A 25578-nucleotide genomic window follows, 5' to 3' on the forward strand; every position below is an offset into this window, starting at 1 on the left:
AGGTACACTCAAATGCAGGGCTACCTTATATACTGCTTAAAGTATTCGATAGTCTTAGTTAATCCTTGTTCTAGCTCAATTGTTGGCGTCCAACCTAATTTTTCCTTGGCAAGAACAATGTCTGGTTTCCTTTGTAATGGGTCATCTTGCGGTAAAGGTTGATAAGTGATCTTAGAACTAGAACCTGTTAATCGTATTACACATTCGGCTAGTTCTTTCATAGTAAACTCGGTAGGGTTACCGACATTTATTGGTCCGGTAACATCACTAGCAGAGTCCATCATTAAAATGAAAGCGTTAATGAGGTCATCCACAAAACAAAATGAGCGAGTTTGACTACCATCACCGTATATAGTGATATCTTCGCCTGCAAGTGCTTGCATAATAAAATTAGACACTACACGTCCATCATTTGGGTGCATTCGAGGACCATAAGTGTTAAATATTCTAACAACTTTAATATCTAATTTATGCTGCCTATAATAATCAAAAAATAATGTTTCTGCACAACGTTTCCCTTCATCATAACAAGATCTAATACCAATCGGATTTACATCCCCATGATAAGATTCTGGTTGCGGATGAACAGATGGGTTACCATATACTTCTGAAGTTGAAGCTTGGAATATTTTTGCTTTTGTACGCTTGGCTAAACCCAACATATTAATAGCACCTAAGACATTCACCTTTGTGGTTTGTACAGGATCAAACTGATAATGTACTGGTGAAGCTGGGCAAGCTAAGTTATAAATTTCATCAACTTCTACGTACAAAGGAAATGTAACATCGTGGCGCAACAACTCAAAGTTTGGATTATCTAGTAAATGTGAAATATTATCACGTCTTCCCGTAAAATAATTATCAACACATAAAACCTCACACCCCATTTGAATCAATTTATCACAGAGATGAGACCCTAAAAAACCGGCTCCCCCAGTTACAAGCACTTTCTTTTTTATATTCATAAAACCCTCAATATACGGTCAATAACTCTAAAGTTCTATTAGTAACATATTTTATTACGAAACTAGCTGTGGCAAATAAGTTTGCTGTGGAAAAAGTCTGCATAACGCTGTCGCGACTCATCCCCAATGTACTCGATGTACTCCTTACCATCATGAACTACAACAGACTTGGAAGCAGCAATATCCTCGAACTTTGATAAAGAATCAAACTCCAAACTAGCGTCGAGTCGGATAGAAGGAACTGGAGAATAAAACTTGGCAACCTTGCTTCCAAGTCTCATTGCTTCATATATCAAAGATGTTGTATGCCCAACTACAATTTTGGCTTTTTTGACTACACCACCCTCAACCAATTCAGGAAATGCATCCGTATACGACTTCTTATTATTCGATGGGTGAAACTTAACCCTCAATTCTACATTGTGTAGAGAGGAATATTCAAACAAAATTTTTAACATCTCCAAATTTTGTTCATCAAAAATCCTCTGATCTAACACAGCTAAAATATACCCTTCGCTATCATCAGGGTTCGAGTTACCAGACATTTGAATCTCAGGCTTACCACAATTAACAATGTTAACGTCAGCGTTATATTTAGAAACGAGCTTTGATGTGTTGTTTCCCCATGCCAAAAAGTAGTCAGACACTACGTGCTCATAATTTATCTTATTAATCGTATCTAAATTCTCGTACTCTACATACAAACCATGCTGCATGGTTACAGTTCTTACTCCTAGCCTTTTGCAATATTGAGCTATTAAGTTTTCAACTGGCTGCATATCAGCAAAAAGAACGATAGTTTTAAACTTGTTATTTACGACTTTTCTCAATATAAAAGAGTACATAGCAAGCTTGATTGCAATACAAGCCCTAGCTAAATGGCAATCTAGATCTAACCGAGGCATAAACTTGGAAACTTCATTAAGCCACTTACTCGCGTCTATATTCACCCTTTCAGACTGCTTCTTGTAATCTTGAATAATTGCTTTTTTTCCTGAAAACTGGGAAGCAACATCCTCAAAGAAAAATTTGTAATCGTCCCGTACTAAGAATCTGAAGAACAAGATATCAACATCGACTTCCTGCACCATATCATATGTTGAAAATACAAAATCCTTATACCAACGCTCTACCATTCGTTTCTTAAAAGCATCATCCTTATTAAGAAAGTTAACTCGTATCCAATAAAGGTCAGCTTCAAGCACTTTTTTCCAATCCAAACCTTTTAGTAATTTGGCTTGAAAATCACCACTTTCCATTTGTCTTCCTTAAGAATGTGCATCAATTAGTTTTTGAATTGTATTGTTAGGGTCATCGAAACCGGTAGGATGCCAGTCCCAATACCCTACGATTTTTTTATACTTATCATAATCACTTTCAGGATAAGCAATACCCTTCCATGAGTCGATCAACCTGTTGCGATCTTCATCTTTTTTCCAATCATTATTTGATGCTCTAATTTCAGGGGTTGCCTCAAAGTAGTGCTCGACAAAAGAACTCATAGAAGGAATACAAAGGTAACCATTCTTTTTCAACTTTAAAACCATATCTGTATCAGAAAAGTAAAAGTGGTAATCTTCATTAGCATATCCGACTTCACGCAGGGCACTATTCAAATACAAACCATGATTTACATAGAGGTTACCTACATTTACAGCTACAGCATATTTTTTCCGAACAGGAAAGTCTCTAAAATAAAATGCTACTCCACCCAGCTTAATATCTTGCTGCAACATCAAGTCAAAAAGAGCTTCGCCATTTTTAATAGCCCCAGGAACAATGAGCGAGTCATCACTCAACATACAAATGTACTGACCAGTTGCACATTTAAACCCTAAGTTCATGAAATAGGCCCACGGCTTTCTTTCAATTGTTTTTCCTAGCCACTCTCCACGATTATGCTGAACAATTGAAATAATGTCCTTTTGTTCAGCCAACCATTCAACAGCACCATCAGTTGAGCCACCATCCACAACGATAATCTCATAAGATGTGTCTTTCAGCTCTTCTCGAACTGCATCTATACATAATTTCAGCATCGGCAGTCTATTGTAACTACCAATCACCATTGATATTTTTGGATATTCCATATTTATCGTTCAACCCTTGCCATAACATCAACTACTTTATCCACGTCTTCTGGCACATCAACTGCCAAGGACCCACTCGGCACTTCTATCATATCAACTTGATAGTCGGCCTCTAAAAATCGAAGAATTTCAATATCTTCAATTTCCTCTAATGGTGATTTTTCATTGTGCGAAGCAAAAAAGGCTAAGTGCTCACGACTAAAAGCGTAAATACAAACTTGTTTGTGCGCTCTTATAAATTCACCACTCTTAGTTAATGGAATTGCTGCGCGGCTCATATACACCAAACGACCAGTTTTGGAGCAAACAACTTTTGGGACAGTCAAAGAGGTAAATTCAGCGTCATCAGTAATTTCGCTGTATGCATTGGTTATATTTCCGCTTGCTAAATAACGTTTAATCACAACATTGATGTTAGCTGGGTCTATTAAAGGTTCGTCACCTTGTACATTCACAATAAAATCACAATCTAACTTCAAGTTCGCTTCTGCTAAACGATCTGTGCCCGTTAAACACTTATCACTCGTCATAACAACTTGGCCGCCAAAACCTTCTACAGCCTCACGAATTCGCTCGTCTTCAGTTGCAATAAATACTTTATCAGGAGAAACCGCTTCACAACATCTTTCCCAAACATGCTGAATCATTGGTTTACCACATAAATCCACCAGTGGCTTTCCCGGGAATCTAGATGATTTGTATCTGGCAGGAATTACTACTGCAAAATTATCTTGGTTTGTCATAATTCACCCAAAATTTCATCAAAAGAATCAATTACCCTGAAGCCACTCTCCTTAGCTAGCTCCCTCATAGTCTCGTCTACATTTGAGTACGGGCTGTAATATATAAAGTCAATGTTATTTTCCTGAGCAGCTTCGAGATCTGACCTTGCATCTCCAATCATTACGGCAACTCCAGAAACCTCACTAACAATTTGCCGCACTAATTCAGTTTTCTTAGTTGGGGAACCTAAAATCTTAGAAAAATACTTAGCTAACCCTCTTCGCTCGAAAATAGTATTCAGCTCGTTTTGCTCAGAACCACTCGCCACATACTTTACCGCTTCACTACGTTGAAGCACTACTTCAACTGAAGGTGTAAGACTCGCTGTCATATATAGCTTTTTGCACTGCTGTGAATAGCTTTGTAACAGCTGGGCTTTTAAGTGATGCTTAACATCATCATCGACATCCAATATTTCATCACAAAAAATGTCAACGTGATAAAAACGTGAACGTCCGAAATTTTTAGCAAAAAGTTCCACGCACTCATTAACAGACTCTTCGGCTAAATTCTGAGCTACAAGCGCATTCCTCATTGCTTCAATTTTCAACTGATTGGAGTCAAGAATGACTCCATCACAGTCAAATATAATTGCCTCGTAATTATTAAACTGGGGCATAAATTGACCCCTGAGTAATTGGATAAGTTGTCGGTGTAATCGCAACTACATCACAAAAGCCTGCATAATTTTCAACCAAGCTCCATAACTTCAACATTTCTAATTGTCTTGGGTCATGTGCCTCATAGCCATCAAACCCTACAAGACTCACATTATTTGCTGACATGGTATAGGCTATAGCAAGAGCATAGGCTGCTGTTACATCGTAAGGAACAACACACATTGAATCACCAGCGCTAAACTCGCCCTTGTTCACCTCTAAGCCATAGTCATACAACTTTACATTGCTAGAAAAGGCAGATAACTCTTCTTGTGTGAATCGATGTTTCGGTAAGATTACTGGTTTAGTAATGCGGTTATACTCGTCTTTTTCTGATAAGAATTTCGTATTATGAGTAACACAATAGTAATCAACTAAATCAGAAGGAACACTTAAATTATTGATCGCAATAACAATTGGGTTTCTTTGTTTAATGTAAACCGACAGCTGCGAGCCATACTTTTTCAAACCTGGGCCATCAGCTAAAATGAGTACTTCGCGATCTTCAGCAAGCCCTGCTAAATCTGCAGTTCCAGAAACAGATTCAACTGCTGAATTCAAAGATAAAGCCTCAGCAAGAATATCCCCTTTGTAGCTTGTTGTATTCTCAAGCTTACTTAGGTAATCAATCGCCCCAACGATCTCATCTGTACCATAATGAGTATCAGACAATAAGTTCTGGATATAAGTAGGGTGAATGTCGTTTTGCGCACCTAAAAAGTACAGCAAGTTACTTCCCCAACCATGCGATCGCTGCATTGGTTCAAAATGCCTGATAGCTAACTCATACACAGGTGCAGGCTCATAGGTATCAGTTTCCTTAGCTAGGATTGCTAACAGGGTCTCGGTCTGAGCGTTGCCAGCACCACGCCCCATTCCTGTCACCGTAACATCAAGCCAGGTTACACCCTTTTCTCGAGCGGCTAAGGTATTATCAATCGCTCTAGCCATATTATTATGAGTATGGATACCAATCGGGCCTTGCCATTCCGACCTTACCGCATCATAAATTCGTGATACCTCAGCAGTATCCATATTGCCTAATGAGTCGGCAAAATATAGTGTGTCTAATACCCCCAGCTTTGAGCTAGCTTAGCTTTTTCAGCTATCACCGCTGTCGGCTTGCCACCAGCTTGCATGAGGTTAAAACCCACAATATAACCATTGTCACTTAACCATTTGACAATTTCACCAGAGCTTTCAACTTCATGAAAATGTGCTGCAACCCTTACCAAACCTATTTTGCTGTCATCAGCATGAACAAATAACTTGCTCATTGCCTGTTCTAAAGGTAACTCAGATGACAAAATGGTCTTAGCATCTACCATGACGCCATACACAGGCCCTTCTGGCAGTTCTAATTCTTGTAAAAATGCTTCAGTCGTGTACGCGAATGCTCCTAAAAAGCCAGATTTGGTAAAATTGCGCAAGCCTAACTCTACATAATCAACTCGAGCCTTCGCCATTGCTGAAAGGTAACTAGCAACAACTTCGGCATCAAAATCCCATTCGTTATAGTAACCACCATCGCGAAGCGTACAGTCTAAAACTTTTATCATAACTACCTCTACTTTAAATTTTTTGTTCCATGTATTGGATAAACTCTTGATAAGTATCCGTTAACTTGCTTTCCATCAATAAATCTTCTGAAACTTTTGCAGTTTTTATCTCAATAGTGTCCGACGTTCTTCCACTGTCACCAGTCACTTTAAATAAACCAAAAATGTCTTCAAACCCGTCATCAAATGGCAGTTGTAATTTAGCAGAAATTTGCCCTAAAATTAATGAAGGCTCAGCGACAAAGTCTTCATATCTAAAAACCCTATCGCGGTCAAACTGCTTTATACATAGTAATAAGCGTCGGCAGTATTCTCTAAAGTCATTAGGTTCAAAATGTAGCCAACCATTATTTTGTAATGAAGTGTATGATTCTAACGGATCTCTAACTGTGAACACTGACTCAATTTCATAATCTGTTTTTAAAAGCTCAATTAAAGGTGAGCTTTTGGGAATAGTAGCCCGCGTAAAATAGTCTGCATGGGTATGCTCTCTTAACACTAAGGTGCCACCGTAGCGTGTTACATGCCTATCGACATGCTTTATTGAAGACTTAAAGAGATCAGCAGCCAGTTCGGTCGAGTTTGGAACACCCGCATATTTCACTAAGGAAACAATATCTGTAGGTGAATACTTAGGTTTATTTTTATCTAGCCCTAACTCAGTGAATGGGTGAACTTCACTTAACAAATAAACATTAGGCAAAGCAGAAATACATTTAGAAACCAAAGTTCCACCACTACATGCTATATGATGGATAATCCTCAGCATTGGTTTCCGACTCGTAAAACTGTCGCAAATTTGGTCGCACCTTGCCAGCAAGGATTCAGCATCAACTATTTGTGGAGCCGAAATTTGCGGTACCTCGAGCGACTTTACCATTTCAGATGTTTCAACTAACCCCAACGCTTGATCTAGCTCACCTTTGAACCTTTCAAAATTACTAGTCATATCACGTCTTCACTAATAGAGTTTGAAAGCAATTCCGGATGTTCTTGCTGTAGTCTATAATAGTACTTTGACGCAATAGTCAGTTTTTCTCGAAGCTCTTTAATCAACTCTAACAACTCAGCCTCTGAGTCGGCTTTTTCAGCATACTTAGCTCGCAGGTCTTCCAGGTCAACATGTGCCTTACTCAACATTTTCTGATTGATTCGCTCTGCACGCTTATACTCTCCAATCTCCTTTTGAAAGTGCGAACGCTCATTTTCCAAAGCAGAGCATCTTACCTGCGCTTTCTCTACTTTGTCATTTAGAGCTGCAACTTCATCTCCATTAGCCTTTATCTTTGCATCCGCTAACGCAATGGTATCAATAGTCTGCGCCTCTAACGTAGCAATACTATCTTTTGACTCTTTATAACTACTCTCTAATTGTTGTAAATCGGAGTTGACTTTAGCTAAGCTATGCTCCTTGGATAACAGTTCTTGCTGCAAACTATCACAAGCCAATTTTAAATCTCCGATCTGCTCATTCAAAGACTCTACCTCCAGCTGCAATTTCTCGGCTTGAACTTCAGAGTTTAATTTGTATTCCTTAAAGTTTTCTTCAATTTCAACTCTATGGTTATGTGCTTGTTCGGAAATAGTCTTTACCTGAAGAAGCTCATCATTTAAAAACTGGTTTGTTCCAGTACATTTAGCAAGTGCTACCTTTTCTTTTTCCAAGTTAGTAGCCAGTACTTCTTTGGCTTCTTCACTAGAAGCTAATAAACTATTTATTGATTCTGTTTCTGCGTTTGCATTAACCAACAGCACCTTTGTCTCCTCCAGTTGGACTTGATACTCGGCGTTTTCTTTTAAAGATTGACGTAGCTGATCGTTAAGAGACTGCACTTCGCTATCGACTTGAGATTTTTCTGACTCTAACTTTTCTAGTTGAGCCTTCAAATCACAATTAACTTTCTCTGAAACTTGATGAGCACTCGTAACTGAAACAAGCTCTGCACTTAACTGAGAAAGCTCACCCTCTAAAGACTTAACTTCTGACATACCAGAAGTAATCTTGTCTTTATAAGTAGCTAATACCTTTTCAAGCTCCTGCTTAGCTTCTAACTCAACCCTGTCAATTGCTACTTGTGTTTGCGCTTGTGCGTCATTTAACTTTTGCTCTAACGCTGAGTTTGCATCCCGTAGCTCTGAATTCTGTTTGTTACTTGATTTAAGCTCTTGCTGCAATTTATTAAGTTTACTTTCAAGATATTCAACTGTTTGCTGTAAAGCCTGCTTTTCACTTCTATGTGCTTGTATATTATTCTCTATCACTCCATTCAATTCATGTCGTGTAGCCAACAAACACGATTGTAAATCAGCAACCTCTCTGTCAAACGACTGCAGTTTTTCTTGGTGTTCCTTTTCGAAATTAGACAGCTCAGACTCAAGGTCGGCGTATACTTCAAGCGCATTCTCGTTAATTTCATTGAGTTCAGATACAGCTGCCTTTTCTGCTGATAGCTTGTCCCTCAAACTATCTATTTGCCTAAGGCTTAGTGATAATTCCTCTTGCAAGGCAAGGCTCCTGCGGGCCTCAATATTGACCATACTTTCTAAGTTAACGGCCTTTTCTCGCCAATAATCTTTGATATATACATTGGGTGCATCATCATTGTCGTAGCAGTGGCTATTTAATAAAGCCGTCATATTATGAAGTTGAGATGCGGATGAAAGCGTTGAGGAAGGAGTATAGAACATGTCAATAACAGCTATATGCTCATCACTTAGCGAACTAATTAACTGCTCTTCGATATAAGGGGTATCAATGATTAGCGTGTTAAACTCACGTGAGCTCATTCCAATCTCATTGACTAACTCAGTTAGTTTATACGCCTTATTAAAATGCTGTTCTGTTATTTGCATATTCGGATAAAGGTCAATTAAATCATTTGCAACTTCAACCCCGCTGTATTTATCCAAGGAGGCTTTAAAAAACGTGCATGGTTCACCTTTAGCTGTAACCAATCGATTAAGTACAGTTACGTTGTCAACTCCGGCGAAGTCTTTCTCTAATTGCTCACTCACATCGGATTGTGCATCAACTAATACAATATGCCTAAAGTTTTCCTTTATAATTTCTTTGATATTAGGGTAACTGCCGCATCCTACCCACAGCACAGTTCCTAAAGGTTTATCGGTCTTAAAATGCTCTCTTTTGATAACTTCTTCGATGTTGTTCTGTTCAATTAAGTTCATTTGTTATCATTATCCAAATATTAAAATTGATTACATAACCAAGAATCGAAGCTAGCCATTAACTCTTGGTAATATGTCGTTACCTTACGCTCTCTAGGCTCTTCAAAAAATGACTCTGAAGTTAAGCTGTCTAACGCTACTACATCACATGCAACACCTAAACGATGTGCTTCTCGCGTCAACCAAGACTCAGATAAACTTACAATTGGAGTATTATATTTAGCAGCTAACCAGACCATGCCCGAACTTTTATATTGGTATACTAAGGGGCAATAATTCACAAGTAACGCATGACTTGCTTTATACAATTTAGCCAGCCTTGCATCAGACATATAACCTTTAATCAGCTTCAACTTATCACTTTTATAAGCTATATGCTCCAACAATGCCTCAGCCTTTAGCAATTTAGGATCTAGACTCTCGTTGGTATACTGAATAACAAACCGTATATCGTCGTTACTATTAGGTAGAACTTTGCCTAATATTTCAGGTAACTCAGTAAAACCTTTGCTTCCCTTGGCATCTCCACAATACAGCAACACTTGACGTATCCCTCTTTTCCTTGATTCAGCATTACATACTTGTTGTTCAAAAGGTAATAAACAAGGGTGGACTTGCGCAAATATGTTACTTCCAAGCAAAAGGTTGATAGCCTGAGCCACTTCGAAGTCTGATGGCCACATTGATACTGATTTACCAAACTTCAGCATCAACTTAACTGCTGATGCATATAGTGTTCTAGAAGCGCCATACAAAGCCTTGCTCAAAGGGTTAAACATTAGCAAAACAATAACGGAAGGAACTTGATGCTTTTTTCGCTGGATAAGCTCTAATGCTAAAGACAAAGCCCAAAGGTGAATCCAATCCATTGTATGAAATAGGTAACGAGCTTCCTTTTCTCTATGTAAAGTCAATAAGTTTATGTATTCTGTAGCTAATAGCTTAAGCGTTTTCGAAAATCCCACTCTATTTTCGTTACTGGACAAATACCCATAAAATTCTGTTTCAAAGTAAGGATGCAGTTCAATACCATAGCTATCTGCATGCTCTATAACATCTGAGTTAACAGAAACATGACTATATATACAGACTTTTAACTGTCGAACCGCTGCCAATTTATCGATAACGGCGGCATGATGACCACTTAAAGTTGCTAGCCCTGCATCAACTACTATTAGCTCTTTCATAAATCAGATACTAGCTAAGCTTTTTAAATTTGATAATAAATATAGCGTTGTTTCTGGTATATCCCGATTAACGGAGCATGCGAAAAAGTCAGCTTGCTCTTGTTTACTTGATTGCTTGTAACTAGCACAAACCTCTAACTCTTTTAGCAGCATGGAAACTTGTAAGTCCGCCAACTCCACTTCGCTTTGTAGCATTATCTTCGCATCTTTTTCAGTTGCTAGTTCACTTTGAATCAGCTGCAGATTTACTCGTGCACTATCTAGCTCTGTTTTTATTTTCAGGTATGGTTCATTTGAGCCAGCATTGAGCTCTTTTCTGGCTTCTTCTTTCAACTCTACTAGCTTTGAATTTAGTAACTGGTTATCCGATGTTAACTCCGCATTTTGTCGCTGCAACTCAAGCATCTGCTCCTTGTACTTTAATTCTGCACAGCTGCGCTTGCCATATTCCAGCTCTAACTCTGATTGCAGTTGAGAAGTTTGAAGCTGCAATACAGTTGAATTAGTTTCATACTCAGCATTTGTCCGTTTTAATGATTCGAGCTCAGATTGCAATTGTGAATTTTGTGAACCTAGTGAGTTAATTTCAACTTGGCTATCAGCTCTCTTTCGCTGTAACAGCCTAAGTTCACGTTCTAATTGTGCCGTATCACTACCCGCTTGCTGAAGCTTAACTTTAAGCTCTTTCTGGGCTCTTACCTCTTTCTCTATTTTTTGCAAAGCTACGCCAAGTTCACTTGATGTAATATCGTTCTCATGTTTTAGCACTTGATTGACTTGCTTAAGCTCATTTCTATAATCAGCAACGTCACAAAATACACGGGGAATAAGTTCATAAATAGCGTTGTCCGGGCACTTGTCCTGATATGCAACGTTAGACATTGCAACTAGTTCAGTACGGACTGTTGTCGCTATATCAGATTTCATCAAAAAGCATTGAGCAATTAATCTATTTAACGACGAGGAAGCAATATTTTGTAATTGAGTTAGCTGCGCTTTGTTATTCAAAAAACGTTCTAACCTAGCTCTGCAATCATCTACAAGCTCAAGCAACAATGACTCATCGACCACAAAAACCTTATGTCTGAAATTCGTAATAAGCTGAAGCAATTGAACGCTACAATCTAACCAAGATTGCAGCTGAGTTTCGAGTAGCACTGCCACATCTATTACATTATCAGTGATACAAGTTGTCAGAAAGTTTACGGGAGAACTAGTGATTACAATAACTTTATCTACGGAGTCTGCAACCTGTTCGATTGGTTGTTCCTGCTGAGATATGTTTAGTGTAGTAACTTTAACGGAATCATCGAACCATTGTTCAATTTCTTCTCGCCATCCATCTAGGGCGTAACCAACTACTAAAACCGATTCCATAATTAACCTTGTCGTTATATTTTTATGTTAACAATTGCGTCCAGGGTATGTTTGACTAGCAGCTTAGCTTTGTCTTCATGCTTAGATTCTGCATAGCAGCGTAATTCTGGTGCATTGCCTGAAGGTCTCAAATGGACCACATCACCACTATTAAGCGACATCCGTAAACCATCAGTGTTATCTGTATTTACGACTTGTTGTTCAATTCCAAGTGCATCTAGCAATGCTTGTGGCTTTTGCTCTGCAGATTGGAGTAACGCTTTGCTGCGTTGAGTTTCAAAATTCTTGATTCGATCGCTGGCGGTATAGCGAGAAGGTAAGCGATGAAGCATCTCAGCAACAGGTGCTTTAGCTGATGCGGCCAAAACAATTAATGCAGGTAAGACGGCATCCCTTGTAGGTAACGCTTTTAAAAGCTTGTTGTTAACCTTTATGTCACTGCCCAGCATGAACCCGCCGTTAGCTTCAAATCCCGCCACAGATGCGTAATCTTTTGAAAGCTCAGAAAACTGTGCAATAACATATGGCGAACCAATACGAGTGCGAGATACTCTGTTAAATGCTTGGGATAACTCTAAAGCTGTATTACAACTAACAGGCACGGCTAGTGCCTCTATGTTTAGCGAGTCCGCACACAAAAGACCTAGCAAGTCACCTCGCAGCCAGTTGCCGCTTTCATCGGCAACTAATGGGCGATCGCCATCGCCATCTGTAGAAAAAATAGCATCAAGCTTATGCTCATCAGACCATGATTTTGCTCGTTGAATGTCTTCTTCTGCAACCGCTTCAGTATCAATAGGGACAAAAGTGTCAGTCCTGCCTAATGAGATAACCTCTGCGCCTAGACGCTCAAAAATGTCACGGTAAATATCCCGTCCAGCACTAGAGTGTTCATATATACCTATACGTTTATTAGCAAGCGGTTGCTCGCCGTCAAATAGGCTCAAATAGCGATTAATGTACGCATCTACAGCTCTACTATCCACTTCAAGCTTTGGTAATTCATTAACCAAATCAAAGCCTTTATCTACAGATAATATTGCCAGCTCGTCGGCCTTAGTTATCTCACCATCTGGGCGATAAAACTTTAGACCATTTCGGTCAAATGGAATATGGCTGCCAGTAACCATTATGCATGGAATAGCTTGTTCTAACGCAAAAAAAGCTAATGCAGGTGTTGGCAAAACACCATGAAAGTCAACCTTAACCCCAGCCTTTATAGCTGCACTAGCACAAGCCATAGCCATCTGATAACTGCTAGGGCGGTTATCGATGCCGATTGCGATTTTATCTAGTTTATTTTCAGCTTGCATAACGTCAATAAACGCGTGGGTAAACGCCGAACATACCTCATTAGAAAAATCGGTAACGAGCCCTCTTGCGCCACTGGTACCGAAAGCGATATTAGAGCTTTGCAATAGAGTCTGAGTATTTAACATCGCCATTATTTAACCCTTAACTCTACCGTAGCGGTCTTCAAAACGTACTATATCGTCTTCGCCTAGATAGCTACCAGACTGCACTTCAATCAGCTCTAAATCTACCTTACCAGGATTTTCTAAGGCATGAACCACGCCTACAGGGATATAAGTTGACTGGTTTTCAGTGAGGAGTATGTCTATATCACCGTTAGTCACTTTTGCGGTACCTGAAACCACAATCCAATGCTCGGCGCGGTGATGATGCATCTGTACGGATAGTTTAGCCCCAGGTTTGACTGTAATGCGCTTAACTTGGTAACGCTCACCACAATCAATCGAGTCATAATGCCCCCATGGGCGGTATACTTCGCGGTGATGTTTAAACTCCGTGCGTTCATCAGCTTTTAGCTTAGAGACGATTTCTTTAACATCTTGAACCTGATCTTTATGCGCGGCCAACACTGCATCTTTAGTTTCAACTATAACCACGTCTTTTAAGCCCACAGTAGATACTAAACGGCTGGTTGCATGAACTAAACAGTCTGATGTGTTATGTAAAATAACATCACCATTGGTCGCGTTGCCGTTGCCATCTTTTTTATCGATTTCCCAAAGGGCTGACCATGACCCAACATCACTCCACCCCGCATCCATAGGGACAACAACCGCGTCAGTTGTATGCTCCATAATGGCATAATCAATGGAGTCATCAGGCGACTGGAGAAACTCTTGCTTACCTGCACGAATAAAGTCTAAGTCTTCACTTTTTGCTTTGTAAGCTGCTTCACACGCTAGGAAAATTTCTGGAGCGTTTGTTTTCAAAGCTTCAAGGTAGACACTTGCTTTGAACATAAACATGCCGCTATTCCAGTAATATTCACCTGATTCTAGATAATCTTTTGCGGTAGCTAAATTTGGTTTTTCTACAAAACGTTCAACCTCGAAAGCATCATCAGATAACGTTTTACCACGCTTGATATAGCCATAACCTGTTTCTGGCGAGTTTGCCACAATACCAAAGGTCACTAACTTATTGTCTTCAGCTAACGGAATGGCATTAAGAATGGCTTTTTCAAACGCGCTCTGATTTTCGATAACATGATCGGCCGCCATCACCATCATCAATGCATCACCATCTTTTTCGGCGATATCAAATGCAGCTAATGCAATGGCAGGAGCAGTATTGCGACCTGCTGGCTCCAGCATAATGCGACCATTTTGATAATTAAGCTCTCTAAGTTGCTCTGCAACTAAAAACCTGTGTTCTTCATTACACAGCAAAATACAATCTTCAGATGGTAGGTTTAATGTACGGTTAACCGTTTGCTGCAGCATACTGACACTTGAAGCCAGCGTTAAGAATTGTTTTGGAAACAGTGAGCGACTCAACGGCCATAGTCGAGTTCCTGAACCACCTGCCATGATTACTGGAGTTAATTTCATTAGTTCCTTCCGATTAAGTATTGTCCTGGTAGCTTCCATCAAGTATTTGCTGCCACCATAAAGTATTTTCTAAAAACCAATCTAACGTTTTGTCAAAACCAGTTTCGAATGAATGCTCAGGTTCAAAGCCAAGTTCATCTTGCACTTTTTGAGCATCAATTGCATATCGTCTGTCATGCCCTGCTCTGTCGGTAACATAGGAGATTAGATTTTCACTACTTCCTTTAATTGCTTCTAGCGCGTTAGGGAATTTACGAGCAAGGCTTGGGTTATGGCTAAACCGAGCGTTAACTCTATCACAAATCAGTTTTACGATATCGATATTTGCCCATTCATTATTGCCTCCAATATTATAGGTTTGTCCAACATCGCCTTTATCAAGAACAAGCTCAATGGCTCTAGCATGGTCTTCTACAAATAACCAATCGCGGATCTGTAAACCGTCACCGTATATAGGCAATGCTTTATTTTGCAAAATATTAGTAATCACCAGCGGTATTAACTTTTCAGGAAAGTGAAACGGACCATAATTATTGGAGCAATTAGATGTCGTCACTTCAAGACCATATGTATGATGGTAAGCCCTAACAAGGTGATCAGACGCAGCCTTTGAGGCCGAATAAGGTGAGTTAGGCTCGTAAGCATGTTTCTCGGTAAAACCTGAGGCGTCCTTTTCGAGTGAACCATATACTTCATCGGTGCTCACGTGATGAAAACGATGGGCCTTAATTGGGTCACCATTTTCCTGTGGTACATCAATCCATATTTTTTTTGCCGCTTTGAGTAAACTATGTGTACCTAAAATATTGGTTTCGATAAAGGCATCTGGCCCCAAAATTGACCTGTCAACGTGAGACTCAGCAGCAAAATGCACTATGGTATTAAGGTGATGCTCAATCAATAACTGCTCCACCAATTTGGTATCGTTAATATCACCTTGAACAAAGATAAAGTTATCACAGTCGATATGACTCAAATTGTTGAGGTTGCCTGCATAGGTTAATGCGTCTAACACAATAAGTTTATCTTGCGGATTTTTACGCAACCAATAATGAACAAAGTTGCTTCCAATAAACCCTGCACCGCCGGTGACAAGTATTTTTCTCGTTTCCATTAATTATTTTCTTAACCTGATTTTGACTTACTGTGCTGTAACCTAAATTTACGTTTTGCCTTCTGACAATTTACTATCTTCAGTATATTCATCCAGCATCTTATCAAGCTGGTGTCGCCAATGTGTGGTCTTAAATCCAGTCGAACCTTCCGTTTCTGTCTTATCCAGTACACTAAAGCTAGGCCTTTCGGCTGGAAGAGGATACTGACTCGCGGGTATTGGGTTAATAGGGATCGCCTGCTTCAGAATCCCTTTTTCTATGCCTAAATCCCTTATTGCAACGGCAAAGTCATACCAAGAGGCCACACCGGCATCAGTCCAATGATAAGTAACCGGCTTGGGTACAAGTGATTGGCGTTCGCCTTCGCCATACTTTGATGCGATATGCAAAATAAACTGCGCCAAACCATTAGCCCAGGTTGGCGTACCTATTTGATCACATATCACGCTTAACTCAGGCTTATTTTGCATCAACGAAAGCATGGTTTTTACAAAGTTATTCCCAGTGCCGGAATAAACCCATGCAGTGCGAATCACAACTGCATCCTCAAGCACATTGGTAATACCCCGCTCACCTCTCAGCTTTGACGCTCCATAAACGTTAATAGGATTGGGCACATCATCAACAAAATAAGGCGTCGCCTTTTTACCATCAAATACAAAGTCTGTTGAAACATGTATCAAGCTACAACCAGCAGCCTTACATGCATGAGCTAAGTTTTCACAGCCCAAATAATTCACATCAAAAGCACGTTGCTGATTGTCTTCAGCTTTATCTACTGCAGTATAAGCTGCAGCATTAATCACAATGGCTGGTTTAACAGCAGCAATTGAACGTTCAACAGACTCAGCATCAACAATATCGAGCTCGTGGGATGACAAAGCAACTACGTCGAATTTGTTAGGGAATACTTTAATTAGCTCGGTTGCTAATTGCCCGCCTTTACCGGTAATTAGAACTTTAATAGCGTCAGTCATCGAATTTAGGTGCCTCGGTAAAACTAATCCCGGCTATATCTTTACCTGATAACTGAACTGGTAAGTTATCTAAAATCGGCCAATCAATGGCAATATCGGGGTCATCCCAGCTAATCGATACTTCGGCATTAGGGTTATAAGTATCTGTACATTTATACGCAAACTCCGCCGTCTCACTTAACACATAAAACCCATGCGCAAAACCTTCTGGTATCCATAGCTGTCGCTTGTTTGTGTCAGATAAATTAACTCCAACCCATTTACCAAAAGTTTTAGAATTTATTCGCAAATCGACTGCTACATCAAACACTTCACCTTGTGTGACCCGAACAAGTTTTCCTTGGGTATTTTGAGTCTGGTAATGTAGGCCCCTTAGCACCCCTTTTGTCGACTTACTATGGTTTTCCTGAACAAACTCAGTTTGGCCACAATTAAGCGCAAACAAATCCGCCCTAAAGGTTTCCATAAAAAAACCTCGTTCATCGCCAAAAACGACAGGCTCAATTACTTTTACATCTTCAATTTCTGTATCAATAAACTTCATTTTTTGCAGCGCTAAAGTAAGATTGTTCTAATACATCTAACAAGTACTGACCGTAGCCAGACTTTTGTAATGGTTGTGCTAAGCGTCTTAGCTGCTCGCTATCGATATAGCCCATTCGATAGACAATTTCTTCAGGGCAACTAATTTTTAACCCTTGCCTTTTTTCAATAGAGCGAACAAAGTTGGCCGCGTCTAACAGGTCGTCAAGCGTACCAGTATCAAGCCAAGCAGTGCCTCGCCCCATGATTTCTACATCTAATTCCCCGCGCTCGAGATACAAATGAATTAAATCCGTTATTTCTAGCTCCCCCTAGAGGAAGGGGTAACTGTCTTCGCTAATTCAACAACCTTATTGTCGAAGAAGTAAACGCCGGGGATTGCGTAGTTTGATTTAGGTTTGCTGGGTTTTTCTTCTACCGATACCGCTTTGCCAGAGCCATCAAAATCAACCACACCATAGGCTTGTGGGTTAGATACATGGTAGCCAAACACTGTTGCGCCTGAACTTTTTTGAGCGACGCGCTGCAAAGAGCTGGACAAGTCATGGCCATAGAACAAGTTGTCACCAAGAATTAGTGCCGCTGGGGCTCCTTGTAGAAATTCTTCAGCCAAAATAAATGCTTGAGCTAAACCATCGGGACTTGGTTGCACCGTATATTCAATGCTGATCCCCCAATGAGAGCCGTCGCCTAACAGCCGTTGAAAGCGATGAAGCTCTTCTGGCGTAACAATCAACAAAAACTCTTTTACACCTGCCAGCAGTAGGGTCGATATAGGGTAATAAATCATCGGCTTGTCATATACAGACATGAGCTGTTTACTAACGACTTGCGTCAATGGGTACAAGCGCGTTCCCGTCCCCCGGCAAGGATAATACCTTTACAAGATGGCAAACGACTTATTGGGCTTAAGTTATTAATAATTACACCTAAAAATAATCTGTTATGCTATTTCTATTAGCCGCTTAAACTATGGAACCCCACTATCGGACTAATTAAGTTCCCTCGCAGTCGCGAGTACGATCTTACCAACGGTAAACAACATTATCAGTATCACCGCAAATAACGTAAGATTATAAATAATCTGCGGATACTGGTAATCTTCAGGAGTCGTAGCCGACTCCACTACAATTAAATACTTTAATTGTCGGTACGCTTCGATTCTTGATTTTTCAAGCGAGATCTCTGAAGACGTGTATGCTTGCAACGCTAACTCAAGCTCAATCTTGTAATCTGAGTAATTCGCTAAAACTTGGCTAATGGCTTTGGGCTCGCCAGAATAATTTCCTTCAACGACTGCGGTTTCATTCTGTGCTAAAGACAAGCGTTGCCTTTCAGTAGCTAACTGCTTTTCAAGAGCGTCCAACTCAGCTTGCAATATCATGACCTGTGGAGCCTGATCAGTCATAATTGACTTCAATGTTTTAAGCTCAGCTCGTTTTTTAGCAACTTCAGCCTCCATACCATAAGCAATTTGCTGCAATGCTATGCCTTCGGCTTCGGGATCTAATAAGTTGTTGTTTTGCTGGAAACCAATCAACTGTTTCTTGGCATCATGTAATCGGTTTTCAACCTTGCTGTGCTCTTGTCGGATAAACTTTAGTTGAGCTTCCGCTAGCTGATGACCTATTGAATTAATGTACCACTCTGCTCTATCAATAATTTGAACTGTCAGCTGATGAGCATACTCTGGAGAAAATCCCTGAGAAAAAACACTAATCACACCAGATTTGTCATCAATAGTGACTATCGTGCGTTTCAAGTAATACTCGTAAAACTCTTCCTTAGTGGCATCAGAGGCAAGTCTTGAGAAAAAGTCGACATTGCCAGAGGTGTAATGCTCAAACAACCCAAGCTCAGAATTTAAGTGATTTAACATGTCTTCTGAGTTGATGTAGGCTTTCACCAATTCCGAATCAGTACCGCCTGCATTACTCACCCCAACCCTGTTAACAACGCCATCGAAGCATCCATTGTAGCCATGCTATCAGGTTGCTGAACGATTAGTTGAGCACGGCTTTCATAGCGTGGACTAGACCAAACGATTTGATAAAACGCAAATAATAAGAAGGGGGCAACTACAAAAATAAACCATGGTTGCTTAACTACTTGCCTAGCCTTATCTTGCTGCTCAGTTTCTCCTAGCAGAAAAGCAAATTTTGCTAACAGTGACGTTGCTCGACGTTTACCGCCAGAATTTGATTCACCTTCATCATACTCAGACCCAACTTCGTCAGCTTTAATTTCTCTTTGAGTTGTCTTAATCGCGGCTAACACTTGCTCTTCATTCTCCGGTGCCAAAAACTTCGCGCGCCACAACACTCGCCTTGCAAGATAAATATCTTCACCTTTAAGGTCATTTGCTAGATTCAGCAAATCTTGCCAACTATTCCAAACTTTTGCATCTTGCTGTTTTTCAAGCTGCTCGAATTTTTGTTCTGTTAAATCACTAATTTCTTTTGAGCTCATATTTTATAGCGCCTGATAATTTGCAATACCTTCTTCGAGGTCATCGTAAAACGTGAGTCGCCCTTGATTTAAAACTAAAGCGCTATCACAGAAGTGTCGCAATTCATTCATCTCATGGCTGACCATAATTACATTAGCTTGCTTACTCTTTTCGGTAAGTGCATCCTTAGTGCGCTTTCGAAACTTCATATCACCCACCGAGGTTACTTCATCAATTAAATAGACATCGAAATCAATCGCTATTGAACATGCAAATGCAAGACGAGACCTCATGCCACTAGAGTATGTTCGAACAGGTAACAGGTATCTTTCCCCTAACTGCGCAAACTCCCTAACCTTGTCCTCAAACTCATCTAAATTGGCTACGCCGTTAATGGTACCGATGAAACGCGTATTCTCTTGCCCTGTCATCTGCGGGTGTATTCCAGTTGTCAGTGCAACTGGCCAAGACAAGTTTAAATCAGTAATCACTCGCCCTTTATTTGGATACTCACTGCCTGCAAGGATCCTAAATAACGTGGACTTACCTGCACCATTGCGACCTAAAATAGCAATGTTATGCCCGCCAGGAATAACAAAAGACAAATCCTTAAAAACGTATTGGTTTCCAAGTTTTGAAGGATAGAATTTCGTTAGATTATCAATAACAATCAATTGACTACCTGCTTATAGCTTGTTTCCAGCTAACGAAGTAACTGCAGCAAGCCAAAAATACCGTTGTTAGCGTACACATTGCCAAGAACAGTTGACTTACACCCTCTAACCCATAACTGGTATATGCCCCATACCTAGTAAGCTCAATTGCATGAGCAATAGGATTCCAATTTAAATATGGCCAGTATTCCCTAGGAACATCTTGAAGTGAGAAGAATACGCACGAGATAAAAAATAAAGGCCGCGACAGTAAACTTAAGACCTTTTGCATCTCTTCTACATAGCAAGCCATGATTGCAAAAGTGCACCCTATTGACATAGCAATTAGCCACAACATTAAGATATTGCTAAGCATTAGTAACGGGTTATCAAATCGCAATTCAATCCCCATCAGGAACATCAGCAGGGCAATCACTAACATAGCAACCAATTTCACCAACAACTGAAACACACCTGAAGCGATAATCCCACTTATTGGTTGAACTTGTCTGAACGCGTATAGAGCCTTGTTCTTCTTAATTGCATTAGACGTATTATTTAGCACTTCAAGAAACAGCTGGATCATCAGCAAGCCTAGTGCCATGAAGGTAAATCCAGGCATACTATGGGTTTCAGGGCCTGAAATTAATGAACGGCCGTAGGCAAGCGCAAAAATGAATACAACAGGGTTAATTACCGCCCAGGCTAATCCAAACTTGTCGTTAAATCCGGTTCTAATTTCTCTTACAAAAAGCGCAAAAACAACATCTTTCCAGACCTGCCAATTATTGCGCTTTATTAACGTCGTCATATTATTTAATCGCGTTAGCCGCTACAGCAATTTGGTAGATAATTTGCGTGATGTCTTTAACATTTTGCATGATCTTGGCGTCAACTTTCGGTAGGACTAGGATCTGGTCTCCAGGCTTAAGCGCGCCTGTTGCGTTTAATCTAACCATACCATTTGGATTGATCACCATAATCTGCTCATAGTTAGCTCGCTCACTATATCCACCAGCCCACGCAATGTAATCTTCTACAGTTGCATTTTCGTTGTACACCAAGGCCTGCGGCATCATCACTTCGCCACCAACCTGAACAAGGTCGCTTTTGGCAGGGATATGGACAATGTCTCCCTGCTCAAGCAAAACGTTGGCTATTTTGCCGTTTTCTGCAATAACTACCTTGCCTAGTGGTACAATTTTTCTCGCACGCTCAGTAAATTGCAGAATCATTTGCCCTTCTTGCAACCTGATACTTGCTTCACCATCTGAAGACGCTGGTGCAGTAAATACACTTCGCTCAAGTCGCTCTAAAGACTGATCGATAAGCTCCTTTTGCTTTTGAGCAACACTCTTACGTTGGATATAAACAGATTGAAAATCAGCTAAGTTAGGGTCTACTTCAATATGTGCTAAAAGATCATACAGACGAGTATCTTTTTTGACTGCGAAATACGATGGACCTAAATAGCTGCCGGCAACCTGAATGTCGAAGATTTGTGCTCTGATATCATCGTTAAAAAACACGCGGTCACCGTCTTTTAGCTGAAACTGCGCAAACTCGGCGAAAGGTACATAGATTGAAAATGGGCCGTCAGCTCTATCGCCAACAACACCTACATGGCTTACCTTGGCGTATGGACGCGCAATTTTAATTAGATCAGTACCTATCGACTCGTCTTTATCAAGCTCAAATCGAAATGGGTTTCTTACTGACCCTGTCACCAAAATAGTCGCCTGCTGACGTTCAACTAAAATGACATCGCCGTCTTTAAAATTAAATCGAGGTAAATAACCACCTAATACGAAGTCATATAAATCAATCTCTTTAATCACTTCGTTGTTTCTTAGCACCTTGACAGAGCGATAACTACCTCGCTCTGAGTCTATACCTCCAGCACGTTTCAAATAATACAGTACACTGTCAGAAGCTACCCCAGCATATTGCCCAGGCCGAATAACACTTCCAGTGATATAGACACTCACAGGAGTTGCTGTAAGTAGATTTACATAGATGCTCACACTGGACTTGTAGACTTGTTTAATACGCTCGGTAACCACTTGGTTGAGCTGGCTAGCTTTGACATTGGCCACATTTATTGGGCCGACATTGGTAATAAACAGGTTCGACTGATTATCAACCGTTAGTACCTCTGATTGATTCACTGCCCCCCAAAGCCAAACAGACACTTTATCGCCTGGTGCAACTACGTAATCATCGTTTAAGCCGTCAGAGCGTTCACTCTCATACCCACCAGCGAATAAGTTGGCACCAAATGGCGGCGGCAATCCTTCTTCTGCGGCAGGAAGTAACTCTTGCGCACTAGCCTCACCTGGCAACAAAACACCTGAGCGATTAGTCTTATTAAACGTACCCTGCTGTAAGCTAGAATTAGAAATGTTTTGGTTATTGTTACCCAAAGATTGAAGTTGGCTTAGGCTTTGAGGTTGCTCATCAACAGCGACCGCATTTGAGCTCACAATAAAGCCTAACAATAGTGAAATAGCGCCTGCAACGTTCAGTAATTTTGTCATAGTGATAAATCTATCAGTTTATTGTTATTGTTATTGTTCCGCAAAGACAGGTTGCGATTCTCGGTCAATAATTTGTGGCACGATATACCATGCAGCGTTTGTATCTTTGCAAACGACTAGTTGCTCGCTCATCGATGCTGCTTTACTTACATTTAAGTTTCGACAGCTCATCCCTAACGCAGAGAAGTAGTGTTGACCAACTGAAATCACATTGTTGTTGTGGACTATCTCTGTACCCGATGATGCATGATTTAAGTCTGCCCAATACTGCTGTGGTACTTGTCGATAACGGGAAATATCTGGAGCTTGTTCAACCAAGCTCACTTTAGGCTCAACAATAGGTGGAGACATCGAGCATCCCGCCATTAGCAATACACCAACAATACTTACTAGATTACATCTAAATTTCATCTGTTAACTCTTCTTGCGAAGCCAAGTCAAAATTGTCCAAATATTCTGTAATGCCCAATTATACATGGCAAATACAATTAAAAACGTGAAAAACATTATCCACTCAGGTACTTGCTCAACTTCTGACCAACAACCTATTACCGCGAAAAACACGCTCATCAGACTGATGATGCACAAGGTTTGCTTACGTGAATACCCTGCTCTTTCAAAAATATGGTGCAGATGCTCTCGGTCGGCTTTAAACGGCGAGACTCCTCGCTTTACTCTTCTAATCATAATCGCCGCCATATCCATCAATGGAATCGCGATTAAGTATAGGGCTGTGACAGGCCTTAGATACTGTTGTTCTGACTGAACGCCAATCACCATAAGCCAAACTATTGTCAGTCCAATAAGCATGTTACCGGAATCACCCATAAACACTTTAGATAGTGACCGGTGCAACCCAAGGTTGAACATTAAGTAGGCCGCAAGTGCCGCGATGAATAAAACAGGTAATAAAAAGAGTTCATTTGCGCTATCAGCGAATAAATAAGCTAGAGAGCAAAAAGTAATAATGCTAGTCGAGCCAGCTAGTCCATCAATACCGTCAATCATATTGAATGCATTAATTCCTGCAATAATCCCTACCACTGTAACTAGCGCGCCTATGTACCCTAGTTGTATTTCAAACACCCCAAAAAGGTTGCCTAAGCTAGTTAAGTGTATTTCAGTACCAAATATGATTAGCGAACTTACAATAACTTGAGATACGAGTCTGACTCTAACACTCAAGTCGTAACGGTCATCTAATGTACCTAAGAATAGAATTAGCGCGGAAGCGATCAGATAGAGATTTAAATGGCGGCTATTGTCGATAAACAGCATTGATGCGGTAAGAATTGAGATAAATATCCCAAAACCTCCGACTAGGGGTACTTCGCCTACATGTATTTTTCTAGCGTTTGGAGAGTCTACTAAGCCAGTTCGAATGGCAATGGGTTTACAGAGTCGAATTGTGGTGAACGCAATGATAAAGCTACTCAAAAGGGGAATAAAATAATCCATACTTGTCCTTAAGTTTTCCTTTGCAGTGATTCAGTTTTTACCGGTCGCTATTATGAGTATCTAAAACCTGTCCTTTACAAACACTTCCTATGCTTGTAGCTGTGTAACATCAACGCAATACGATGCAATATCAATCACTTTCTAGGGCAGAGCTAGTGTAACAGCAAAAGTATACCTCATTTGAGTAAATATGTATGAAGTTTTTTAGAATAATCTAACTACCTGTTTGTACTAGCTTGAGCTTATTTCCCCTATCAAAAGTAACCCAGAAATTAACGACGGATTAAGTCTACTAAACATATACTTAGGTAACATAAAAAGAGCTGCTTTAATAAGCAGCTCTCAAACACTATCTAGGTTACTCAGCTCATCGGATGATTAGCTTTCTGGCTTAGGAGGAAAGTTTAACATCACTTTGTTGATCGCTTCATTGATCAGCTGCTCTCGCTCTTCAGGTGTGCTCTTGTTTTTGATGGTGTCAGCAACTGTACCACGCCATACTAGTTTGTCAGTTTTATTATCAACTAAGTCGATAATCAATGTGCCTACCTCGTACTCGCGCACGGTTGTGTGGCTTTGCATGCTGCCACCGTAACCCCAACCACGGTAGTAATATGGGTTATAACCATAGTTCGTATGGAAGGTGTCTACATTAATCTTCTTGTCTACTTTGGTTAAGTAGTTAACTAATAAGTCTGCAGATTCAGCGCCGACTTGTTTTAGCCCTTTTGCCGTCATTTCGTTATTTACCGCATTGCGAACACGTTGGTCCATTAGGCCATCAAGGTGGTACTGGCTATCTGATTTCTTTTCAATCCAGGCAAAGCTCTTGTATTGGTCAAATGACACACCCGGATCGAAGTCAGAGTTAGTTTTTAACGAGCTACACGCAGAAAGTGCAGCGATGGCGATAAAGGCAAATAATTTTTTCATGTGTTGCTCCAACAACAGGTTGATTCTCTTTAGCTTATCTGCGCAGTATGGCAAGTCAAGCATAGTTAATGTATTTACATTCAGCGCTACAACGATGTGTAGGCTCACTTAAATTCTTTCACATAACCACATGTAGAAGATTTTGAATGCGACTTAGCTCGACTATAGCTTGAGCTGATAAACAACTCGGGTGGCATACAAGCTTGGGTTGACAGAAAGTTCGGCACCAATTTGCTCAGCTAA

General features: G+C 40.3%; 24 protein-coding genes and 1 pseudogene. All 25 read right to left on the reverse strand.

The annotated features are described in order from the left end of the window. Positions 1-20: 20 nt before the first annotated feature. A complete protein-coding gene (locus EXU30_RS03500; RefSeq protein ID WP_130597841.1) occupies positions 21-965 on the reverse strand; it encodes a UDP-glucuronic acid decarboxylase family protein in 945 nt (314 codons plus the stop codon). 62 nt (positions 966-1027) lie between these two features. Continuing rightward, positions 1028-2224 carry a hypothetical protein gene (locus tag EXU30_RS03505; RefSeq protein WP_130597842.1) on the reverse strand — a complete coding sequence of 399 codons (1197 nt, stop codon included), beginning with the start codon at positions 2222-2224 and terminating at the stop codon, positions 1028-1030. A 9-nt stretch (positions 2225-2233) separates the two neighbouring features. Beyond that, positions 2234-3055 carry a glycosyltransferase family 2 protein gene (locus tag EXU30_RS03510; protein ID WP_130597843.1) on the reverse strand — a complete coding sequence of 274 codons (822 nt, stop codon included), beginning with the start codon at positions 3053-3055 and terminating at the stop codon, positions 2234-2236. Between the two features lie 2 nt (positions 3056-3057). After that, a complete protein-coding gene (locus EXU30_RS03515; RefSeq protein WP_130597844.1) occupies positions 3058-3798 on the reverse strand; it encodes a 3-deoxy-manno-octulosonate cytidylyltransferase in 741 nt (246 codons plus the stop codon). After that, positions 3795-4457, reverse strand: coding sequence for an HAD family hydrolase (locus EXU30_RS03520; protein ID WP_130597845.1), 663 nt, complete (start codon positions 4455-4457; stop codon positions 3795-3797). The genes EXU30_RS03515 and EXU30_RS03520 overlap by 4 nt, the downstream gene beginning before the upstream one ends. Next, entirely contained in the window at positions 4444-5532 is a 1089-nt protein-coding gene (locus tag EXU30_RS03525) for a beta/alpha barrel domain-containing protein (RefSeq protein WP_242620307.1), read from the reverse strand. The genes EXU30_RS03520 and EXU30_RS03525 overlap by 14 nt, the downstream gene beginning before the upstream one ends. A gap of 32 nt (positions 5533-5564) precedes the next feature. Next, entirely contained in the window at positions 5565-6056 is a 492-nt protein-coding gene (locus EXU30_RS20465; protein WP_242620308.1) for a beta/alpha barrel domain-containing protein, read from the reverse strand. A 13-nt stretch (positions 6057-6069) separates the two neighbouring features. Further along, positions 6070-7005, reverse strand: a complete 936-nt coding sequence (locus EXU30_RS03530; protein ID WP_130597846.1) for a sulfotransferase family protein — start codon at positions 7003-7005, stop codon at positions 6070-6072. Then, positions 7002-9242, reverse strand: a complete 2241-nt coding sequence (locus EXU30_RS03535) for a coiled-coil domain-containing protein (RefSeq protein ID WP_130597847.1) — start codon at positions 9240-9242, stop codon at positions 7002-7004. Before EXU30_RS03535 ends, EXU30_RS03530 begins: the two co-directional genes overlap by 4 nt. A 20-nt stretch (positions 9243-9262) precedes the next feature. Next, positions 9263-10429 (reverse strand): hypothetical protein, encoded by a 1167-nt coding sequence (locus EXU30_RS03540; protein WP_130597848.1) that lies wholly within the window; start codon positions 10427-10429, stop codon positions 9263-9265. A gap of 3 nt (positions 10430-10432) precedes the next feature. Continuing rightward, positions 10433-11806, reverse strand: a complete 1374-nt coding sequence (locus EXU30_RS03545; protein ID WP_130597849.1) for a coiled-coil domain-containing protein — start codon at positions 11804-11806, stop codon at positions 10433-10435. A gap of 14 nt (positions 11807-11820) precedes the next feature. After that, complete coding sequence (locus EXU30_RS03550; protein WP_341274639.1) at positions 11821-13251, reverse strand: phosphomannomutase; 1431 nt, start codon at positions 13249-13251, stop codon at positions 11821-11823. Between the two features lie 3 nt (positions 13252-13254). Beyond that, complete coding sequence (locus EXU30_RS03555) at positions 13255-14670, reverse strand: mannose-1-phosphate guanylyltransferase/mannose-6-phosphate isomerase (protein WP_130597851.1); 1416 nt, start codon at positions 14668-14670, stop codon at positions 13255-13257. A gap of 13 nt (positions 14671-14683) precedes the next feature. After that, positions 14684-15784 carry a dTDP-glucose 4,6-dehydratase gene (rfbB, locus tag EXU30_RS03560; protein ID WP_130597852.1) on the reverse strand — a complete coding sequence of 367 codons (1101 nt, stop codon included), beginning with the start codon at positions 15782-15784 and terminating at the stop codon, positions 14684-14686. A gap of 48 nt (positions 15785-15832) precedes the next feature. After that, positions 15833-16750, reverse strand: coding sequence for a dTDP-4-dehydrorhamnose reductase (gene rfbD, locus EXU30_RS03565; RefSeq protein WP_130603225.1), 918 nt, complete (start codon positions 16748-16750; stop codon positions 15833-15835). Positions 16751-16754: 4 nt separating this feature from the next. Next, positions 16755-17306 carry a dTDP-4-dehydrorhamnose 3,5-epimerase gene (gene rfbC / locus EXU30_RS03570; protein WP_130597853.1) on the reverse strand — a complete coding sequence of 184 codons (552 nt, stop codon included), beginning with the start codon at positions 17304-17306 and terminating at the stop codon, positions 16755-16757. Next, positions 17293-18199: pseudogene (gene rfbA, locus EXU30_RS03575) on the reverse strand (glucose-1-phosphate thymidylyltransferase RfbA). Before rfbA ends, rfbC begins: the two are co-directional and overlap by 14 nt. Positions 18200-18296: 97 nt before the next feature. After that, positions 18297-19244, reverse strand: coding sequence for a KpsE/RkpR family capsule polysaccharide export protein (locus tag EXU30_RS20470; RefSeq protein WP_242620309.1), 948 nt, complete (start codon positions 19242-19244; stop codon positions 18297-18299). Further along, positions 19241-19774: a hypothetical protein gene (locus tag EXU30_RS20475; protein ID WP_242620310.1), complete on the reverse strand. Its 534-nt coding sequence runs from the start codon at positions 19772-19774 to the stop codon at positions 19241-19243. Before EXU30_RS20475 ends, EXU30_RS20470 begins: the two co-directional genes overlap by 4 nt. 3 nt (positions 19775-19777) lie before the next feature. Further along, positions 19778-20428, reverse strand: coding sequence for an ABC transporter ATP-binding protein (locus EXU30_RS03585; protein ID WP_130597854.1), 651 nt, complete (start codon positions 20426-20428; stop codon positions 19778-19780). Between the two features lie 4 nt (positions 20429-20432). Continuing rightward, positions 20433-21218 carry an ABC transporter permease gene (locus EXU30_RS03590; protein WP_130597855.1) on the reverse strand — a complete coding sequence of 262 codons (786 nt, stop codon included), beginning with the start codon at positions 21216-21218 and terminating at the stop codon, positions 20433-20435. 1 nt (position 21219) lies between these two features. Then, a complete protein-coding gene (locus tag EXU30_RS03595) occupies positions 21220-22944 on the reverse strand; it encodes a polysaccharide biosynthesis/export family protein (RefSeq protein WP_130597856.1) in 1725 nt (574 codons plus the stop codon). A 30-nt stretch (positions 22945-22974) separates the two neighbouring features. After that, the gene (locus tag EXU30_RS03600; RefSeq protein WP_130597857.1) at positions 22975-23355 is read right to left on the reverse strand and encodes a DVU3141 family protein; all 381 of its coding nucleotides are present in this window, start codon (positions 23353-23355) and stop codon (positions 22975-22977) included. A gap of 3 nt (positions 23356-23358) precedes the next feature. Next, entirely contained in the window at positions 23359-24402 is a 1044-nt protein-coding gene (gene wecA, locus EXU30_RS03605) for a UDP-N-acetylglucosamine--undecaprenyl-phosphate N-acetylglucosaminephosphotransferase (protein ID WP_130597858.1), read from the reverse strand. Positions 24403-24780: 378 nt separating this feature from the next. Then, on the reverse strand, positions 24781-25335 hold the full coding sequence (locus tag EXU30_RS03610) for a DUF4136 domain-containing protein (protein WP_130597859.1): 555 nt from the start codon (positions 25333-25335) through the stop codon (positions 24781-24783). Positions 25336-25578 lie beyond the last annotated feature (243 nt).

The organism is Shewanella maritima (assembly GCF_004295345.1).
GTDB classification, from domain to species: Bacteria; Pseudomonadota; Gammaproteobacteria; order Enterobacterales; family Shewanellaceae; genus Shewanella; species Shewanella maritima.

Bases quoted from the DNA above. Each gene is read 5' to 3' on its own strand.
- rfbC (WP_130597853.1), bottom strand. From the start codon at position 17,306: ATGAAGTTTATTGATACAGAAATTGAAGATGTAAAAGTAATTGAGCCT.
- EXU30_RS03505 (WP_130597842.1), bottom strand. From the start codon at position 2,224: ATGGAAAGTGGTGATTTTCAAGCCAAATTACTAAAAGGTTTGGATTGG.
- EXU30_RS03550 (WP_341274639.1), bottom strand. From the start codon at position 13,251: ATGGCGATGTTAAATACTCAGACTCTATTGCAAAGCTCTAATATCGCT.
- EXU30_RS03595 (WP_130597856.1), bottom strand. From the start codon at position 22,944: ATGACAAAATTACTGAACGTTGCAGGCGCTATTTCACTATTGTTAGGC.
- EXU30_RS03555 (WP_130597851.1), bottom strand. From the start codon at position 14,670: ATGAAATTAACTCCAGTAATCATGGCAGGTGGTTCAGGAACTCGACTA.
- EXU30_RS03610 (WP_130597859.1), bottom strand. From the start codon at position 25,335: ATGAAAAAATTATTTGCCTTTATCGCCATCGCTGCACTTTCTGCGTGT.
- EXU30_RS03545 (WP_130597849.1), bottom strand. From the start codon at position 11,806: ATGGAATCGGTTTTAGTAGTTGGTTACGCCCTAGATGGATGGCGAGAA.
- EXU30_RS03520 (WP_130597845.1), bottom strand. From the start codon at position 4,457: ATGCCCCAGTTTAATAATTACGAGGCAATTATATTTGACTGTGATGGA.
- EXU30_RS03600 (WP_130597857.1), bottom strand. From the start codon at position 23,355: ATGAAATTTAGATGTAATCTAGTAAGTATTGTTGGTGTATTGCTAATG.
- EXU30_RS03525 (WP_242620307.1), bottom strand. From the start codon at position 5,532: ATGGATACTGCTGAGGTATCACGAATTTATGATGCGGTAAGGTCGGAA.
- EXU30_RS20465 (WP_242620308.1), bottom strand. From the start codon at position 6,056: ATGATAAAAGTTTTAGACTGTACGCTTCGCGATGGTGGTTACTATAAC.
- EXU30_RS03540 (WP_130597848.1), bottom strand. From the start codon at position 10,429: ATGAAAGAGCTAATAGTAGTTGATGCAGGGCTAGCAACTTTAAGTGGT.
- EXU30_RS03510 (WP_130597843.1), bottom strand. From the start codon at position 3,055: ATGGAATATCCAAAAATATCAATGGTGATTGGTAGTTACAATAGACTG.
- EXU30_RS03590 (WP_130597855.1), bottom strand. From the start codon at position 21,218: ATGACGACGTTAATAAAGCGCAATAATTGGCAGGTCTGGAAAGATGTT.
- EXU30_RS03515 (WP_130597844.1), bottom strand. From the start codon at position 3,798: ATGACAAACCAAGATAATTTTGCAGTAGTAATTCCTGCCAGATACAAA.
- rfbB (WP_130597852.1), bottom strand. From the start codon at position 15,784: ATGGAAACGAGAAAAATACTTGTCACCGGCGGTGCAGGGTTTATTGGA.
- EXU30_RS03500 (WP_130597841.1), bottom strand. From the start codon at position 965: ATGAATATAAAAAAGAAAGTGCTTGTAACTGGGGGAGCCGGTTTTTTA.
- wecA (WP_130597858.1), bottom strand. From the start codon at position 24,402: ATGGATTATTTTATTCCCCTTTTGAGTAGCTTTATCATTGCGTTCACC.
- EXU30_RS20475 (WP_242620310.1), bottom strand. From the start codon at position 19,774: ATGAGCTCAAAAGAAATTAGTGATTTAACAGAACAAAAATTCGAGCAG.
- EXU30_RS03530 (WP_130597846.1), bottom strand. From the start codon at position 7,005: ATGACTAGTAATTTTGAAAGGTTCAAAGGTGAGCTAGATCAAGCGTTG.
- EXU30_RS03535 (WP_130597847.1), bottom strand. From the start codon at position 9,242: ATGAACTTAATTGAACAGAACAACATCGAAGAAGTTATCAAAAGAGAG.